The sequence below is a fragment of the Streptomyces sp. BK239 genome, from assembly GCF_004217285.1.
Lineage (GTDB): Bacteria > Actinomycetota > Actinomycetes > Streptomycetales > Streptomycetaceae > Streptomyces.
The window spans coordinates 53605-70504 of sequence record NZ_SHKS01000004.1; the positions used below are offsets into that span (position 1 = coordinate 53605).

Below are 16900 nucleotides of genomic sequence, written 5' to 3' on the forward strand. Positions count from 1 at the left end.
CCGAGCCTCGTCGTCACAGGCGGCTCAGGTAGTCGGGCAGTTCCGTGTCCGGGTGGAGGCCGGCGTCGGGCACGGGGGTGTCGTAGCCCTTGCGCAGGGGCAGTACCCCTGCCCAGTGGGGGAGGGCGAGGTCCTCGGGCTCGTCGTTCACGCCGCCGGTGCGGATCTTGGCCGAGACCTCCGCGAGGTCGATGCGGATCACCGCCGTCGCGGCCAGTTCCTTCTTGTCGGCCGGCCGGGAGTCGGCGGCCCGGCCGGGGACGACGTGGTCGACCAGGGCGTCGAGCGCGGTCCGCTTCTCCTCAGGGTCGGTCACGTCGTGGGCCACGCCGTGCACCACCACGCTGCGGTAGTTGATCGAGTGGTGGAAGGCGGAACGGGCCAGGACCAGGCCGTCCACGTGCGTCACCGTGAGACACACGGGCAGGCCCGCGTCGGCCCGCCCCGTCATCCGCAGCGGGCGCGAGCCCGTCGAGCCGTGCACATAGAGGGTCTCGCCGACCCGCCCGTACAGCGTCGGCAGCACCACCGGCGCACCGTCGCGGACGAAGCCGAGGTGGCAGACGTAGCCCTCGTCGAGCAGCGCGTGCACCAGGTCCTTGTCGTACGACGCCCGCTGCGGGGCCCTGGTGGGGACCGTGCGGTCGGTCGGGGCGTAGGCGGCGGGCTCGGACGTGGTGCTCGTCGCCCCCGTCGGCTGAGTGGACCCCTGCATGGCGCTCTCCTTGCGGTGAGTATTGCACTAGTGCATAATATTGTTTGTGCTAGGAGAATATCGGTTCACCGGGCGTCGTGCAGCGGAGATTTCCGCGAACATCGAGCAGGCGGTGGGGGCGGGTGAACTGGAGCCAGGTGAACTGCTGCCTCCCATGCGGGAGTTGGCCGACCTGCTCGGGGTGAACCCGAACACCGTCGCGGCCGCCTATCGCACGCTGCGCGAACGCGGCGTGATCGAGACCGACGGCCGGCGGGGCAGCCGGGTGCGCTCGAAGCCGGCGACGACCGGACGTGAGTTCATCCGCGTCGAGGTGCCCGAGGGTGTGCGGGACCTGTCCACCGGCAACCCCGACCCGGCCCTGCTGCCGGCGCTCGCACCGGCCTTCGCGTGGGCCGCCGAGCGGGGCGACCGGGAGCCGGTCCTGTACGGGGGCGAGCCCGTGGATCCCGAACTGGCCCGTCTGGCTCGGGCCGACTGGGCGGCGGACGGTGTGCCGGCGGGCCCCGTCGCCGTCACCTCCGGGTCGCTCGACGCCATCGAGCGCGTCCTCGCCGTCCACCTCAGGCCCGGTGACACGGTCGCCGTCGAGGACCCCGGCTGGGGCTCACTGCTCGACCTCGTCCCGGCGCTCGGGCTGCGCACGGCGCCCGTCGGCGTCGACGACGAAGGGCCGCTGCCCGAGGACGTTGCCCGCGCGCTGGCGGGCGGCGCCCGCGCCCTGATCGTCACCGACCGGGCGCAGAACCCGACCGGCGCCGCGGTGAGCGCCGCACGCGCGCGTGCGCTGCGCGAGGTGCTGCGGGGGCATCCGGGGACCCTGCTCGTCGAGGACGATCACGGTCACCGGATCGTCGACCTTCCCCTGCATCCCCTCGCCGGCGCCACCCGGCACTGGGCCTTCGTCCGGTCCGCCGCCAAGGCCTACGGCCCTGACCTGCGGCTCGCCGTCCTCACCGGGGACGAGGTCACCCTCGACCGGGTCCGCGGACGCCAGCGGCTCGGGCCCGGCTGGGTCAGCCGGATCACCCAGCGGGCGGTGGCGCGGCTGTGGTCGGACGGCGCGGTGGACGCGGGGGAGGTCGCGGCGGCGTACGGGCGGCGGCGCGACGCGCTGATCGCGGCGCTGGCCGAGCGGGGGGTGGCCGCACGGGGCCGCAGCGGAATGAACGTGTGGGTCCCCGTGCCGGACGAGACGGGGGCCGTGGCCCGGTTGTTGCAGGCCGGGTGGGCTGTCGCACCGGGCGCGCGGTTTCGGCTGGCGTCGCCCGCGGGGGTGCGGGTGACCGTTTCCGCGGTGGGGCAGGGGGAGACGGGGGAGCTGGCGGACGCGGTGGCGTCCGCGGTGCGGGTGTCGCCGGGGCGGGGGTATGTGTAGGGCGCGGCGCGTCGTCCGATGCGGGGCGCGCATCACAGCGGGGCGCATCGAGGGTGCGTCGTGGCTGGTCGCGCAGTTCCCCGCGCCCCCTTCACGCCGGACCGGTCGCCCCCGTTCCCCCGGTCCGCCCCGCGCGGGCGCCTGACCCCCCGCCCACACCCGGCGTTGCCAGGTGTGGGCGCGGTGGCGTTACCTGTCGGCCAGCTTGCGGAAGTCCCAGGAGACGATCTTTTCCGGGCGCAGCCGAACCCACGCGTGCCGTCCGTCGTGCGGCATCGCGTTCAGGCCGAAGTTCTTGCGGGCGAACAGCGTCTCCACGGCGTCGAGTTCGGCGCACAGCTCACCGGTGCGCGGGACCTCGCCCACGAACTCGGCGGTGCCGGACAGCTCCACGCCCCGCAGCGAGTCGTACTCCTCGCCCGAGTCGATCACGATCGCGACCCGGGGGTCACGGCGCAGGTCGGCCCACCGCTTGCTGCGCACCACCGAGTACAACCACAGTGCCGAGCCGTCCCACAGGAACCACAGGGCACTCACGTGCGGGGCGCCGTCGGCGGAGACGGTCGCGACCCGGCAGGTGCGCTGGAAGGTGAGGAACGCGTCCAGCTCTCCCGGGGTCATCATGATCTTCCGGCCCCGGCGCTGAGTCACGGTCATCCGGCCCTCTTTTCTGTTCTCTTCTCTCACGTCGCGCCAGAGCCGGGCTCTGACGGCACGTCAAAAAAGGATGCTTCCCCAAAGGATGAGTCTTCTTCCCTGCTCACGCAACGGTGGCTATTCTCACCCGACTTCACCCGCCGGCCGCCCCGGAGGAGCCATGCCGTCGTACGGAGCACTCGGTGACCTCCTCGTCCCCGAGCACACCGTCCTGCTGACCGTCGAGTGCCAGCAGGGCGTCGTCGGTCCCACCGCCGCGCTACCCGAACTCGCCCGCACGGTACGGGAGTCGGGCGCGCTCGCGAACGTCGCCCGGCTCGTGGCCGGCGCGCACGCGAGCGGCGTACAGGTGCTGCACGCCGTCGCCGAACGCCGTCCGGACGGCCGGGGATCCAACCGCAACGCCCGGCTGTTCCATGCCGCCGAACGCCTCCCCGTGCGGCAACTCCCCGGCACGGACGCGGTCCGCGTGGCGCCCCCCATCGACGTCGCCGCGGAGGATCTCGTCGTACGGCGTCTGCACGGGCTGTCGCCGATCCAGGGCACCGACGTCGACGCCCTGCTGCGCAACCTGGGCTGCCGCACCCTGGTGGTCGCCGGCGTCTCGGCAAACGTGGCGATCCCCAACGCCGTCTTCGACGCCGTCAACCGGGGTTACACCGCCGTGGTGCCGGCCGACGCCATCGCGGGGGTGCCTTCGGAGTACACCCCCGCGATGGTCCGCCACACCCTCGCGTTGGTCGCCACGGTCGCGACCACCAACGAGGTGCTGGCCTGCTTCGAGCGGGCGGACGGCGGCGTCAGGCCAGGGTGATGGAGTCCCCGCTGACCTTGATCGGCACCTCGGGCAGCGGCTTCTTCGCCGGACCGCTCTTCACGCTGCCGTCCGTGATAGAGAAGTTGCTGTTGTGGCAGGGGCAGTTGATGACGCCGTCGGCGATGCTCTTCACCGCGCAGCCCGCATGGGTGCACACGGACGAGAACGCCTTGAACTGACCCGCCGACGGCTGCACGACGACGACCTTCTTGTCCTCGAAGACCTTTCCGCCGCCCTGCGGGATCTCGGCGGTCGTGGTCAGCGCCGTGCCGCCCGCGCCGCCGCCGGTGCTCGCCGACGAACCGCCGGTCGAACCGGCGGAGCCCGCCGCTCCGGCGGTGCCCGCGCCGGCCGACGAGTTCGACGAACCCGACGCGTCGTCGTCGGAGCCACCGCACGCGGTCAGCGCGACGGCCAGCCCGGCGGCTCCGGCGGCGGCCACCACGGCACGACGGGCGGGTCCGGACGCGGGATTCAGGGATGCGCTGGTCATGCTGGGGTTTCCCTTCGGGGGACGATCGGTGATCTGCCGAGATGTACGGGCCACGGACGCCCCGTGTTCAGCGCCCTTGCAACTGCGGACCGTGCCAAGAGACTGACCCCGTCGAGGTCAGCGGGGCGTAAGCCGGAGCTGTCCCGGAGCTGTCACCGGTGCGAGGGCGACCGCCGTGGACGCGGTCAGCGGCCCCCGCGTCCACGGCCCCGCGGCCCCGACCCCCTCGTGCGGTCATCCCGTGGACAGCATGTCCGCCACCGCGGACGCCGTCGTGCGGTGCCAGGTCCCGCTGCGGCGGAGCATGGCGTGGTCCCCTTCCGGCATCACTACGGCGTCGGCCCTGGCCCCCGCCGCACGGGCCCGCTCGACGAAGGCCAGGGACGCGCCGGGGTCGGTGACGCGGTCCCGGTCCCCGTGGAGCACGACGATCAGCTTGCCCCGCAGATGCTCCACGGGCTCCCCCGGCGGGCACCACGGAGCCAGGGCCAGCACGCCCCGCACCTGGGCCGCTTCCGCGGCGCGCAGGGCAGCGCGCCCGCCCATCGAGTGCCCCACCAGCACCACCGGGACGTCCCCCGCGAGCCGGGTCAGTTCGCTCAGCGCCCGGTGGACGTCCTTCAGCGTGTCGGCGGCGGAGCCGTTCCACCCCCGCAGCCGGTAGCGCACCTCGCCCAGCAGGATGTCGTCGGGCACCTCCCGGGCGACGGCGCGCACGAAGGGCCTCATACGGACCGCGGCGAGTTGCCAGGGCCGGGAGCGGGCACGGCTGTCGGCCCGGCCGCCGTGCAGGAACAGCACGGCGGCACGCGCCGCGGGCGTGGCCCGGCGCGTCACCAGCGCGGACGCCGGGTCCTGCGCCGTGCCCTCCTTGGCCTGCCGGGTCTGCTCGTGCTCGGTCATGCGTCCTCCTCACAGGTCGTCCCGTCCGCCGCCGAACGGTGAACCCGACCGGGGCCCGGCGCGCGGCCGCCCGAGCAGTCTGACGTCGTTCGGTATTTCATGGGAGAGGGACCAATCCGCGACCGCCCTGGTACCGGAATACGTTCGGAGATGTCCCGACCTCGGAGGACCACGTGAGACACGCCGTACACATCGGCACGGACCCGTCGGCGTCACCGGACCTTCGGGGGCTGACGAACCGGGTGGCCCTCGGGGCGACGGCGTGACGTCCGCCGATCTTCACATGCTGACGGGCGCGTACGCCCTGCACGCCCTGTCCGACGACGAACGCGAGGAGTTCGAGCGGCACCTCGCCGAGTGCGGGAGCTGCGCGCGGGAGACCGCCGAGCTGACGGCCACCGCGGCCCGGTTGGGGATGGCGGTGTCCCGGACGCCACGCCCGGCGCTGCGCGAGGAGGTGCTGCGCCGGGTCGCCGCCGTACGACAGCAGACGCCCGGTCCGCCACCCTGAGCCCGGGGCGCGCCCCGGCTCAGCGGCGCGCACCGGTCCTCGGACGGGACACCGTCCTCTTGGGCGGCCGGGGGAAGAACCCACTGGTCCGGGCCGCGTACTCGGCGAAGCCCGGACGGTCCGCCATCCGGCGTTCCAGCAGCCGCTGACCGCTGCCCTTGGTCAGCAGCAGGCTCATCACCACCGGGGAGACGAGGGAGACGGCGGCCGCCGCGCCCGAGTCGCAGGTGATCAGGTACAGCCCCCACCACACGCAGAAGTCGCCGAAGTAGTTGGGATGGCGCGTGTAGCGCCACAGGCCCCGGTCCATGATCCGGCCCTTGTGCGCCGGATCCGCCTTGAAACGGGCGAGCTGGGCGTCCCCGACCGCCTCGAAGAACACACCGACCGCCCACAGCAGCGCCCCGGCGACGGCCCACGCCGACATGGGCCCGGTGACGTACTGCGCGGCCTGCACGGGGAGCGACACGAGCCACACCAGCGCGCCCTGGAGCAGGTACACCTTCCGCAGGGCGTACAGGTTCCGGTCGCCGGGCGCCTTGGCGAGCAGGTCCTCGTAGCGGGGGTCCTCGCCGTGCCCGCGCCCCCGCCGGGCGATGTGCACCGCCAGCCGCACGCCCCACAACGCGGTCAGCGCGGTCACCAGGAGCCGCCGGCCCGGGTCGCCGTGGTCGGCGGACGCCACGAAGGTCACCAGCGCGACCGCCGTGAAGGCGAGCCCCCAGGCGCAGTCGACGATCCGGTGGACGCCCTTGCGCACGGCGACGGCGAAGGTGACCAGCATGACGGCGAGAGCCGCGCCCGCCGCCCAGGCCAGGTTGACGGCGAACGCCGCCCAGGGGAAGGTCATCTCAGGTCCTCCTTGGTCAACAGGTACTGCTGCACGTCGAGGTATCCGGAGCGGAAACCCGCCTCGGAGTAGGCCAGGTAGAAGGTCCACATACGGCGGAACGTGGCGTCGAAGCCGAGCGTGGCCACCTCGTCCGCCCGCTCGGCGAACCGCTCCCGCCACAGCCGCAGCGTCTCGGCGTAGTGCTCGCCGTAGGCGTCGCGGCGGGCCACGCGCAGCGCGGTGTGGTCGCGGACCGTCCCGGCCACCGCCTCCACGGAGGGCAGCAGCCCGCCGGGGAAGACGTACTTCTGGATCCAGGTGAAGGTGTCGCGGGAGGCCATCATGCGGTCGTGCGGCATGGTGATGGCCTGGAGGGCGACCTTGCCGCCGGGGACCAGCAGGTCGTCCAGCGCCCGGAAGTAGACCGGCCAGAACTCCGCACCCACGGCTTCCACCATCTCGACGCTCACGACGGCGTCGTACGCGCCGCGCGCCTCGCGGTAGTCGCGCAGTTCGACACCGACCCGGCCGGTGAGACCCGCCGCGGCGACGCGCTCCAGCGCCAGGTCGCGCTGTTCCCGGGACAGGGTGAGCGAGGTGACGTGCGCGCCGCGCGCGGCGGCGCGGATCGCCAGTTCCCCCCAGCCGGTGCCGATCTCCAGCAGCCGTGTCCCCTCGCCCACGCCCGCCAGGTCGAGCAGCCGGTCGATCTTGCGGTGCTGGGCGGCGGGCAGCAGGTCCCAGGCCGCGGGGAAGCCGTCGAAGAGGGCGGCCGAGTAGGTGAGCGTGCCGTCCAGGAAGAGGGCGAAGAGGTCGTTGGAAAGGTCGTAGTGGCGGCTGATGTTGTCGCGGGCCCCACCGGGGGTGTTGCGCTCGGAGTCCGGCCGGCGCAGCGCCCACAGACCGCGCAGCCGTTGCAGGGGGCGGGGGATCAGCCCGACCGCGTTCCCGGCGAGCACCGTGAGGACGGCGACGAGGTCGGGCGCGTCCCACTCGCCTGCCATGTACGACTCGCCGAAGCCGACCAGGCCCTGGCTGCCGATCCGGGCGTGGAAGGCCTTCGGGTCGCGGACGTCCATGACCGGGCCGCCCGCGCCGATCGAGGAGCCGTCCGCGAAGCGCACGTGCAGGGGCAGGTCGCGCAGGGCACGCCGTACGACGGCCGCGGTGACCGCCGTCCGGGTCCACGAGGCGTCCGGCGGCACGGCCACGTCGGGCCAGCGCGTCCGGTCGACGGCGAAGTCGCGCGGGCGCGCGGTCACGGTCCGCCCCGCGTGGACGGGTCGGGGATCGGCGGTCCTCATGCGGCGTTCTCCGGGTTCTCGCGGCGGTCTCGCTGGTCGGGATCGGTGTCTTCGAGTGCGGATACGGGAGCGGGGCGGGGCTGCACCGGCAGCCCGCGCAGGTACAGGCGGACGCCGTGCAGCCGGATGGCGGCCGACACGGCGAGCGTCGACCAGGGCCGGCGCACCGCCAGACGCAGCACGGCGCCCGCGGACACCTCGCGCCGGGCCCCGCGCACGGTGGCGGTGAAGGGCCTGCCGCCCTCCCGCTCCAGGTGCACGGTCAGGTCGAGCCTGTCCTGCGGGCGGGGCACACGCATGCGGTAGCGGCCGTCGACCGGGAAGAAGGGGGAGACGTAGAACTCCTTGTCGGCGAGGGCCGTCCCCGACGCGTCCGGGCGCAGCAGATAACAGTGGCGCCCGCCGTAGGTGTTGTGGACCTCGGCGACCACACAGCGCGCGGAACCGTCGGGGCCGTGGCACCAGTACAGGGTGAGCGGGTTGAAGACATGGCCGAGCACGCGCGCGTGGGTGAGCATGACGACCGGGCCGCCGTCGAGGCGCACCCCGCGGGAGGCGAGGAACGCGTCCAGCCCCGCGCGCAGGGAGGGTTGGTCGCCGGTGAAATGGTCGCGCGGATCGAAGCGCGCCAACGGCCTGATGAGGCGGGGGAGTCGGGGCGGGTGGTCGGGGTCGATCAGCCACATGTAGGTGCGGTGGCGCAGCGCGTGGCGCAGGGGCGCGGAGCGCACGTGGGTGATCGTGCACGGGTACAGGGCGGACGCGAAGCTCACCACCGCACCCCCAGCGCCGCGGCGGCCGTCACGCCGGAGCGGCAGCCGTCCTCGTGGAAGCCCCAGCCGTGGTAGGCGCCCGCGAACGCGGTGACGGAGCTGTTCAGTTCGGGCAGCCGCTGCTGCGCGGCGACCGACTCGGGCGTGTAGACGGGGTGTTCGTACACCATGCGGGCGAGCACCCGCTGCGGGTCCACCCGGTCCTGCGCGCCCAGGGAGACCACGTAGCGCTCGGGCGCGTCGAGCCGTTGCAGGCGGTTCATGTCGTAGCTGACCCGCACCCGGTCGGCGCCCGCCTCGCACGACGGCATCAGGTAGTTCCACGAGGCGCGGGCGCCCCGGGAGCTGGGCAGCACAGCGGCGTCGGTGTGCAGGAGCGTCGTGTTGCGCGAGTAGCGGAACGCGCCGAGCACGTCCTTCTCCAGCGGGGTGGCGTCGGCCAGCAGGCTCAGCGCCTGGTCGGGGTGGGTGGCGACCACCACGGCGTCGTACGACTCCGTGACGCCGGCGTCGGTCGTGACGTCGACGCCGTCGGGGCGCCGCCGTACCGCCCGGACCGGCGTCGCCGTGCGCACCGCGTCCAGCCGGTCCGCCACCCGCTCGACATACGCGCGCGAGCCGCCCGTGACGGTGCGCCAGGCCGGGGAGCCGCTCACGGAGAGCATGCCGTGGTACTCCAGGAAGCGGAACAGGTAGGCGGCGGGGTAGCGTTGGGCGGTGGCGGCGTCGCAGGACCAGACCGCCGACACGACCGGGGTCATGAAGTGGGCGCGGAAATAAGGCGAGAAGCCCTGCCGGTCGAGGAACTCGCCCAGTGTCATGGCGCTTTCGTCCGGCCGGGCGAGGTGCCTGCGGGCCGCCCGGTGGAAGGCGGGCACCTCGGCGAGCATCCGCAGATACGCGCCGCGCAGGGCGTTGCCCGGACGGGCGAACAGACCCGCGGGGCCACGGGCGCCCGCGTACTCCAGGCCGCACCCCTCGCACCGCACCGACATGCTCATCTCCGACTCCTGCGTGGCGACGCCGAGTTCGCCGTACAGGCGCAGGAGCTGGGGATAGGTGCGGCGGTTGTGCACGATGAAGCCGGAGTCGACGTGCCGCCGTGTGCCGTCCCGCGAGGTCAGCTCGTGCGTGTGGGCGTGACCGCCGAGCCGGCCGTCGGCCTCGTACAGCGTGACGTGGTGGGCGCGGGCGAGGACGTACGCGGCGGTCAGGCCGGCGACCCCGCTGCCGACGACGGCCGTGCGCCGCCGCCCCCGCCGGACGTCACCGCCCGACGCGTCCCGTGACACCCCTGACATCGCTGCTCCCTCCGGCCGGCCGCACACTCCCTCTCGGGTGTATTCCGGACCTGGGGGGCGTTCGGATTCATCAGGTCGTCGAACTCAGCCGGTCCAGTTCGCCGCCGATCGCCTCGCGCAGCACGTCGTGCCGCGGGCCGAGCCTGAACCGCTCGTCACTCCACCGCTCACGCGGGTAGAGCCACACCGGAGCACCCACGAGACCGTCCGGCTCCCAGTCGAACCGCGGCCAGACATGTGCGTGCAGGAACGGGTCCGTGTTCCCGAGGATCTCCAGGTTGACCCGCCTGAAGGCCGGATCCAGCCGCCGGCAGGCCAGCTCCACGGCCTCACCGAGCCGCTCCATGTCCGACAGGAACGACAGCCGCTTCGGCCTCGGCAGGTCCGAGAGCCGCTGCGCTCCCGGATCGTCCACGAGCAGAACCGAGTAGCCCGGCAGGAACTGGACGTCCCCGATCACCGCGAACCCCGCCGACAACCGCCGCAGCACGGTCGGGTTCTCCCCGCGCAGCGCGGCCCCGATGCGGTCCTTCCGCCAGTCACCGTTCATGGCGGAAACCTATGTCGCGGCGATCGAGGACCGCCCTGCGATCAGGCGGCTTCAGTGGGGGAGAGGGCGTGCCGGTGGGCGGGCCCGGCGGCGTGGTGAATGACGTCGCAGAACTGGCAGCGCCTCGTGGGCCGTCGCCGCGCCGCCGGGGAAACCGACGTGAAAAAGCGACACTCTGGCGTTACGAGGTTCTGGCGGGCGGCGTGGGTCAGTGCCTCGCGGCGCTGACGATGTCGGCGAGAGGCGTGGCGGGACGGCCGGTCAGTCGGGGAACCGCGTCGCTGACCCCGTCGAGCTCGCCCGACGCGATGGCCGTGTACGTGGACACCCAGGCGTCCAGCTGCCACTGCGGGACGCCGCAGGACGAGCGGGAGGCGTAGGCCTCCTCGACCGTCTCCTGGCGGTAGGCGACGGGGCGTCCGAGCCGCTCGGAAAGGATCACGGCGGCTTCGTCCAACGTGAGGGCATCGGGCCCGGTCAGGTCGTACACCACCCCCACGTGGTCGTCCGGCCGTGACAGCACCGCGGCGGCCGCGTCGCCGATGTCGTCCTGACGGACGAACGCGGCGCAGTTCACCACCCCCATAGACGCCGACGCCGAGGCGGTGTCCCTGGCCGCCGAGCACCTGAGCCGCGAGTTCCGGGCGCTCGGACAGCTCCCGCTCGACGTGCACATCGCCGCCCTGCGCCACCTCCTCGCCGTCCTCCTGCTGCGGCTGGCCCATCTCACCGTCCCGGCGGGTGGCCCCGCCCCGGAGCCGGACGAGACCTACCTGCGCTTCCGGGACGCGGTCGAACGGCGCTTCACCGTCACCCGGCGGGTGGAGGACTACGCCCAGATGCTCGGCTACTCGGGCCGGACCCTCGCCCGGGCGACACTGGCCGGCGGCGGGCTCGGCGCGAAGGAGTTCATCGACCGCCGGGTCGTGCTGGAGGCCAAGCGTCTGCTGGCGCACGGCGACGAGAGCGCGGCGCAGATCTCGGACCGCCTCGGCTTCGTCACGCCTTCCCGGTTCAGCGCGTACTTCTCGCAGCGCACGGGGCGTTCGCCGCTCGACTTCCGCAAGGAGATCCGGGGCCTGGCGGCGAGCCGGTCGCAGGGTGCCCGTCCTGCCGCCGGCTGAGGCGTCACCACCGCCCACCGCGACGCCCGCCGGACGATCACGCTCGGTTACTATGCTCATTCGACTCCGGACGCCGGGGGCAACCGTCGCACGGTCATCGGCGCACCGCCGACGGCCACATGGGTGGGGAGCCTGAGGGACATGCTGAGAGAGGTCACCGCGACCCGCTACATCACGCCGTTGCGTGAGGGCGGTTCGCTGCCGGGGCTCGTCGAGACCGACGACCACGGGACCTACGCCGTCAAGTTCCGCGGCGCCGGCCAGGGCCGCAAGACGCTCGTCGCGGAGGTCGTCTGCGGCGAACTCGCCCGCCGGCTGGGCCTGCGCGTCCCCCCGCTGGCCGCCGTCACCCTCGACCCGGTGCTCGGACTCGGCGAACCCGACCAGCAGGTACAGGAGTTGCTGCGCACCAGCGGCGGCGTCAACCTCGGCATGGAGTTCCTCTCCGGGGCCCTCGGCTTCGATCCGCTCGCCTTCCCGGTGAGCCGCGAGGAGGCCGGCCGGATCGTCTGGTTCGACGCGCTGACCAACAACGTCGACCGCTCCTGGCGCAACCCCAACCTGCTGTTCCACCGCGGCGAGGTGTGGCTCATCGACCACGGCGCCACCATGATCTGGCACCACAACTGGCCCTCCGCCCAGGCGTCCGCGGCCCGCCCCTACGACGCCTCCGACCACGCGCTCACCCCCTTCCGGCCGGATGTCGCCGCCGCGGCCGCCGAACTCGCCCCGCGCGTCACCGCCGGACTGCTCGCCGAGGTCACCGCCGAGATCCCCGACGCCTGGCTCGCCGACGAGCCCGGCTTCGACTCCCCGGACGCGCTGCGCGACGCCTACGCGGCGCCCCTGCTCGCGCGCGCCGCCGTCATCCACGAACGCATCAAGGGGACCGAGTGAGCGACGACCGCCACTTCATCAGGCCCGGCCAGGCGAGCGACCGGGACGTCTACGAGTACGCCCTGCTGCGCGTCGTCCCCCGTGTGGAGCGCGGCGAGTGCATCAACGCCGGGGTGCTCCTCTACTGCCGCGCCCGGTCCTACGTCGGCGCGCTCACCCACCTCGACGAGGCTCGGCTGCTGGCCCTCGACCCCGACGCCGACGTGGCCGGCGTCCGGGCCGCGCTGCGCGCCGTGGAAGGCGTCTGCGCCGGCGGCGAGGCGGCGGGGCAGGCGGCGGGCGACGACGCGGGGCGGCGCTTCCGCTGGCTGATCGCGCCCCGCTCGACGGTCGTGCAGCCGGGCCCCGTGCACACCGGGCTCACCGCCGACCCGGTGGCCGAGACCGAACGGTTGCTGAACCTGCTCGTCAGGTAATGGATCACACGCACGCGGATGCCGTTGACACCGCGTGCCAGGGCTTCTAGCGTCACGTCGTACTGAAGGTACTAAGCGGTCGCTCACCCGAGGAGTAGCAGCAATGTCCACCACTGAGCAGCGGGTCGCAGTAGTCACCGGCGCGGCGCGCGGCATCGGCGCGGCCACCGCCGTCCGGTTGGCCGCCGAGGGCCGCGCCGTCGCGGTGATCGACCTCGACGAGGCCGCCTGCAAGGACACCGTCGAGAAGATCACCGCCGCGGGAGGCAAGGCCGTCGCGATCGGCGCCGACGTCTCCGACGAGGCCCAGGTCGAGGCCGCCGTCGCCCGCGTGGTCGAGGAGCTCGGCGCGCCGACGATCCTCGTCAACAACGCGGGCGTGCTCCGCGACAACCTGCTGTTCAAGATGAGCGTCTCCGACTGGGACACCGTCCTCGGAGTGCACCTGCGCGGCTCGTTCCTGATGACCAAGGCCGTCCAGAAGCACATGGTCGACGCCGGTTTCGGCCGGGTCGTCAACCTGTCCTCGTCCTCGGCGCTCGGCAACCGCGGCCAGGCCAACTACTCCGCCGCCAAGGCGGGTCTGCAGGGCTTCACCAAGACCCTCGCCATCGAGCTGGGCAAGTTCGGCATCACCGCGAACGCCGTCGCCCCCGGCTTCATCGCCACCGACATGACCGCGGCGACCGCCGCCCGCGTCGGCATGGGCTTCGAGGAGTTCAAGGCCGCCGCCGCCACCCAGATCCCCGTGGCCCGCGTCGGCGAGCCCGACGACATCGCCAACGCGATCGCCTTCTTCACGAACGAGGCCGCGGGCTTCGTCTCCGGCCAGGTGCTGTACGTCGCCGGCGGACCGCTCGACTAAGAGGGCCACTGAGGCCACCAGGCAGCACCAGAAAGCACTGGGGATCACGAAATGACTGAACTGCCCGCACTCTCCGGCCAGGTCGCCCTCGTCACGGGGGCCAGCCGCGGCATCGGCTACGGCGTCGCCGAGGCCCTCGTCGCCCGCGGCGACCGCGTCTGCATCACCGGACGCAACGAGGACGCGCTCAAGGAAGCCGTCGACAAGCTCGGCGCGGACCGGGTCATCGGCGTCGCCGGCAAGGCCCACGACCTGGACCACCAGGCCGCCGCCGTCGAGCGCACCATGGAGGCCTTCGGCCGCGTCGACCATCTCGTCAACAACGCCGGCACCAACCCGGTCTTCGGCCCGATCGCCGACCTCGACCTGGACGTGGCGCGCAAGGTCTTCGAGACCAACGTGGTCTCCGCCCTCGGCTTCGCCCAGCGCACCTGGCACGCCTGGCAGAAGGACAACGGCGGCACGATCGTCAACATCGCCTCCGTGGCCGGTCTTTCGGCCTCGCCCTTCATCGGCGCGTACGGCGTCAGCAAGGCCGCGATGATCAACCTGACCGTGCAGCTGGCGCACGAGTTCGCGCCGAAGGTACGGGTCAACGCGATCGCCCCGGCCGTGGTGAAGACCAAGTTCGCCCAGGCCCTGTACGAGGGCCGCGAGGCGGAGGCGGCCGCCGCCTACCCGCTGGCCCGGCTCGGCGTGCCCTCCGACATCGGAGGCACCACCGCGTTCCTCACCTCCGAGCAGTCCGCCTGGATCACCGGCCAGACCCTCGTCGTCGACGGAGGCATCTTCCTCAACGCCGGAGTCGGCTGACCGCACCGCGCGTCCGGGCGCCCTCGCGGCGCCCGGGCCGCCGCGCGCACCCTGACAACGTCGTCATCACCGGCCTCAGCAGTACCGCCCCACCTCCGCCGCCCACGCGGCGGAGGCCTGCGGTATGGTCTGCCAACCCTTGGCATGGCAGATCGAGGAGCGTGCGCGTGTTCAACCGGAACCGATCCTTGCAGCGATTCGCGGCGATCGTGTCCATATCCCTGGTGGCCGGATGCAGTCTCCTGGGAGAGGAAAGCTCCGACGACGCAGGACCGATCGTCGTGGGCACCACCAGCGCCCCCAGCACACTGGACCCCGCCGCCGCCTGGGACGGCTCCTGGGAGCTGTTCCGCAACGTCTACCAGACGCTGCTTGCCTACCCCTACGGCTCGACCACGCCCCAGCCCGACGCCGCCAAGAGCTGCAGCTTCACCGACGCCTCCAGCCGCACCTACCGCTGTGAACTGCGCGAGGGCCTGACCTTCTCCAACGGCGACAAGCTCGACGCGAAGGCCGTCAAGCACTCGATCGACCGGATCAAGGCCATCAACGCCCCCACCGGCCCCGCCGGTCTGCTGGGCAGCCTCGACCGGATCACCGTCAGCGGCGACAACGTGATCGTCTTCGAGCTCAACAAGGCCGACGCCACCTTCCCGTTCGTGCTCGCCACCCCGGCCGGCTCGATCGTCGACCCCGACGACTACCCCGCGAACGCCCTGCGCAAGGAGGACGGCATCGTCGGCTCCGGGCCGTACCGGCTGGAGGGCTACGAAGGCGGAAGACAGGCCGAACTCGTCCGCAACGACAGCTACAAGGGCTACGCCGAGCTCAAGAACGACGCGGTGAACATCCGCTACTTCCAGGACTCCGGCGACATGGTGGCGGCACTGCGCAAGAAGCAGATCGACATCACCTACCAGGGGCTCGCCGCCGACGACATCGTCGCCCTGGAGGGCGAGGGTGACAAAGGCGGCCTCCAGCTCGTCGAGGGCGCCGCCAGCAACATCAACTACCTGGTGTTCAACCCCAAGGACGAGTGGGCCGACCGGCTGCCGGTGCGCCGGGCCGTCGCCCAGCTCATCGACCGGCCCGCCATCGCCCACAAGGTCTACAAGGACACCGTGGACCCGCTGTACTCCATGGTCCCCAAGGGCCTGACCGGCCACACGACCGGCTTCTTCGACGACTTCGGCAAACCCGACGCGGCCAAGGCCCGGCGGATCCTGGCGGACGCCGACATCAGCACACCCGTCCCGCTCACCCTCTGGTACACCACCGACCGCTACGGCTCCGACACCGCCCTGGAGTTCAAGGAGATCAAGGCGCAGCTCGAGGCCTCCGGCCTGTTCCGCGTCACCCTCAAGAGCCGCCCCTGGAACACCTACGTTCTCGGCTACCAGAACGGCGAGTACCCCGTCTTCGGCCGCGGCTGGTCCCCGGACTTCCCCGACGCGGACAACTTCATCGCCCCGTTCGTCGGCGAGCAGAACGCCCTCGGCACGCCGTACCCGGAGAAGGAGATCACCCAGGTGCTGCTGCCGCGGTCCCGCCAGTCCAGCGACCGCGCCAACGTGGTCAAGGACTTCGAGAGGGCGCAGCAGATTCTCGTCGACGAGGCCCGGCTGCTCCCGCTCTGGCAGGGCAAGCAGTACCTCGCGGCGAACGAGGACATCTCCGGCGGCGAACGGTCCCTGGACCCGTCGACGATCATGATGGTGGGCGAGCTGTACCGCAAGACGAGCTGGTGAGCGCACCGGCCGGCCGCCTTGTCAGTGGTCGCCTGTAGGTTCTGAGGCCTGGAAGCGACCGCACAACGGAGGACGTTGACGTGACCGACATCGCCATGCTGCCCGAGTCCTGGCGCGGAGTGCTGGGCGACGAGCTTCAGCAGCCCTACTTCAAGGAGCTGACGGAGTTCGTCGAGGAGGAGCGAGCGAAGGGCCCCGTCTACCCTCCGCGCGACGAGGTCTTCGCCGCGCTCGACGCGACGCCGTACGACCGGGTGAAGGTGCTGGTCCTCGGTCAGGACCCCTACCACGGCGAGGGCCAGGGGCACGGCCTGTGCTTCTCGGTGCGGCCGGGCGTCAAGATCCCCCCGTCGCTGCGCAACATCTACAAGGAGATGCACGAGGAACTGGGCACGCCGATCCCCGACAACGGCTACCTGATGCCGTGGGCGGAGCAGGGCGTGCTGCTGCTCAACGCGGTCCTCACCGTCCGCTCCGGCGAGGCGAACTCCCACAAGGGCAAGGGCTGGGAGAAGTTCACCGACGCGGTGATCCGCGCGGTGGCCGGCCGGCCTGACCCGGCCGTCTTCGTCCTGTGGGGCAACTACGCGCAGAAGAAACTGCCGTTGATCGACGAGAGCCGGCACATCGTGGTCAAGGGCGCGCACCCCTCCCCGCTGTCGGCGAAGAAGTTCTTCGGCTCCCGCCCGTTCACCCAGATCAACGAGGCGGTGGCCCGGCAGGGTCACGAGCCGATCGACTGGACCGTCCCGAACCTCGGCTGACCGCCTCCGGGCCGGTTCCACCCGGGCCGGCCCGGTGCC

At 72.4% G+C, this 16900-nt stretch carries 19 protein-coding genes and 1 pseudogene; 10 read left to right on the top strand and 10 right to left on the bottom strand.

Features of this window, described 5'->3' with window-relative positions:
• Nucleotides 1–13 precede the first annotated feature (13 nt).
• Complete coding sequence (locus EV567_RS13735) at nt 14–715, bottom strand: pyridoxamine 5'-phosphate oxidase family protein (RefSeq protein WP_130439717.1); 702 nt, start codon at nt 713–715, stop codon at nt 14–16.
• Between the two features lie 46 nt (nt 716–761).
• Between EV567_RS13735 and EV567_RS13740 the strand changes: the two genes are divergently transcribed.
• Complete coding sequence (locus EV567_RS13740) at nt 762–2093, top strand: aminotransferase class I/II-fold pyridoxal phosphate-dependent enzyme (RefSeq protein ID WP_130439719.1); 1332 nt, start codon at nt 762–764, stop codon at nt 2091–2093.
• Between the two features lie 189 nt (nt 2094–2282).
• Here EV567_RS13740 and EV567_RS13745 read toward each other — a convergent pair whose 3' ends face one another.
• Nucleotides 2283–2750 (bottom strand): pyridoxamine 5'-phosphate oxidase family protein, encoded by a 468-nt coding sequence (locus tag EV567_RS13745; RefSeq protein ID WP_130439721.1) that lies wholly within the window; start codon nt 2748–2750, stop codon nt 2283–2285.
• Nucleotides 2751–2910: 160 nt separating this feature from the next.
• Here EV567_RS13745 and EV567_RS13750 point away from each other — a divergent pair, with 160 nt between their 5' ends.
• Complete coding sequence (locus tag EV567_RS13750) at nt 2911–3564, top strand: cysteine hydrolase family protein (protein WP_130439723.1); 654 nt, start codon at nt 2911–2913, stop codon at nt 3562–3564.
• Here EV567_RS13750 and EV567_RS13755 read toward each other — a convergent pair.
• Together EV567_RS13755 and EV567_RS13760 are read right to left on the bottom strand one after the other, a co-directional pair.
• Nucleotides 3551–4060 (bottom strand): Rieske (2Fe-2S) protein, encoded by a 510-nt coding sequence (locus EV567_RS13755; RefSeq protein ID WP_130439725.1) that lies wholly within the window; start codon nt 4058–4060, stop codon nt 3551–3553. The two genes, EV567_RS13750 and EV567_RS13755, sit on opposite strands and share 14 nt — an antisense overlap.
• A gap of 234 nt (nt 4061–4294) precedes the next feature.
• Nucleotides 4295–4963 carry an alpha/beta fold hydrolase gene (locus EV567_RS13760; RefSeq protein ID WP_130439727.1) on the bottom strand — a complete coding sequence of 223 codons (669 nt, stop codon included), beginning with the start codon at nt 4961–4963 and terminating at the stop codon, nt 4295–4297.
• 262 nt (nt 4964–5225) lie between these two features.
• Here EV567_RS13760 and EV567_RS13765 point away from each other — a divergent pair.
• Nucleotides 5226–5462, top strand: a pseudogene (locus EV567_RS13765) (RskA family anti-sigma factor); the annotation flags it as partial.
• A gap of 31 nt (nt 5463–5493) precedes the next feature.
• Here the strand turns inward: EV567_RS13765 and EV567_RS13770 are convergent.
• From EV567_RS13770 to EV567_RS13795, 6 genes are all read right to left on the bottom strand, one after another.
• The gene (locus EV567_RS13770) at nt 5494–6324 is read right to left on the bottom strand and encodes a DUF1295 domain-containing protein (protein WP_130439731.1); all 831 of its coding nucleotides are present in this window, start codon (nt 6322–6324) and stop codon (nt 5494–5496) included.
• On the bottom strand, nt 6321–7610 hold the full coding sequence (locus EV567_RS13775; RefSeq protein WP_130439733.1) for a cyclopropane-fatty-acyl-phospholipid synthase family protein: 1290 nt from the start codon (nt 7608–7610) through the stop codon (nt 6321–6323). The genes EV567_RS13770 and EV567_RS13775 overlap by 4 nt, the downstream gene beginning before the upstream one ends.
• Nucleotides 7607–8383, bottom strand: a complete 777-nt coding sequence (locus EV567_RS13780; RefSeq protein ID WP_130439735.1) for a DUF1365 domain-containing protein — start codon at nt 8381–8383, stop codon at nt 7607–7609. The genes EV567_RS13775 and EV567_RS13780 overlap by 4 nt, the downstream gene beginning before the upstream one ends.
• The gene (locus tag EV567_RS13785) at nt 8380–9684 is read right to left on the bottom strand and encodes an NAD(P)/FAD-dependent oxidoreductase (RefSeq protein ID WP_130439737.1); all 1305 of its coding nucleotides are present in this window, start codon (nt 9682–9684) and stop codon (nt 8380–8382) included. The genes EV567_RS13780 and EV567_RS13785 overlap by 4 nt, the downstream gene beginning before the upstream one ends.
• Before the next feature lie 70 nt (nt 9685–9754).
• On the bottom strand, nt 9755–10234 hold the full coding sequence (locus tag EV567_RS13790) for a diadenosine tetraphosphate hydrolase (protein WP_130439739.1): 480 nt from the start codon (nt 10232–10234) through the stop codon (nt 9755–9757).
• A gap of 208 nt (nt 10235–10442) precedes the next feature.
• The gene (locus tag EV567_RS13795; protein ID WP_407071586.1) at nt 10443–10820 is read right to left on the bottom strand and encodes a hypothetical protein; all 378 of its coding nucleotides are present in this window, start codon (nt 10818–10820) and stop codon (nt 10443–10445) included.
• Between the two features lie 19 nt (nt 10821–10839).
• On the opposite strand from EV567_RS13795, the gene EV567_RS13800 reads away from it, so the two are divergent.
• The 7 genes from EV567_RS13800 to ung all read left to right on the top strand — a co-directional run bounded on the left by EV567_RS13800 (nt 10840) and on the right by ung (nt 16861).
• Complete coding sequence (locus tag EV567_RS13800; protein ID WP_407071587.1) at nt 10840–11358, top strand: helix-turn-helix domain-containing protein; 519 nt, start codon at nt 10840–10842, stop codon at nt 11356–11358.
• A 141-nt stretch (nt 11359–11499) separates the two neighbouring features.
• Entirely contained in the window at nt 11500–12255 is a 756-nt protein-coding gene (locus EV567_RS13805) for a HipA family kinase (RefSeq protein WP_130439741.1), read from the top strand.
• Nucleotides 12252–12671, top strand: a complete 420-nt coding sequence (locus tag EV567_RS13810; RefSeq protein ID WP_130439743.1) for a DUF3037 domain-containing protein — start codon at nt 12252–12254, stop codon at nt 12669–12671. The genes EV567_RS13805 and EV567_RS13810 overlap by 4 nt, the downstream gene beginning before the upstream one ends.
• A 103-nt stretch (nt 12672–12774) precedes the next feature.
• Nucleotides 12775–13536, top strand: a complete 762-nt coding sequence (gene fabG, locus EV567_RS13815) for a 3-oxoacyl-ACP reductase FabG (RefSeq protein WP_130439745.1) — start codon at nt 12775–12777, stop codon at nt 13534–13536.
• A gap of 51 nt (nt 13537–13587) precedes the next feature.
• Nucleotides 13588–14349, top strand: coding sequence for an SDR family oxidoreductase (locus EV567_RS13820; RefSeq protein ID WP_130439747.1), 762 nt, complete (start codon nt 13588–13590; stop codon nt 14347–14349).
• A 167-nt stretch (nt 14350–14516) separates the two neighbouring features.
• A complete protein-coding gene (locus EV567_RS13825; RefSeq protein ID WP_130439749.1) occupies nt 14517–16097 on the top strand; it encodes an ABC transporter substrate-binding protein in 1581 nt (526 codons plus the stop codon).
• Nucleotides 16098–16177: 80 nt separating this feature from the next.
• Complete coding sequence (gene ung / locus EV567_RS13830; RefSeq protein ID WP_130439751.1) at nt 16178–16861, top strand: uracil-DNA glycosylase; 684 nt, start codon at nt 16178–16180, stop codon at nt 16859–16861.
• Nucleotides 16862–16900: the final 39 nt, after the last annotated feature.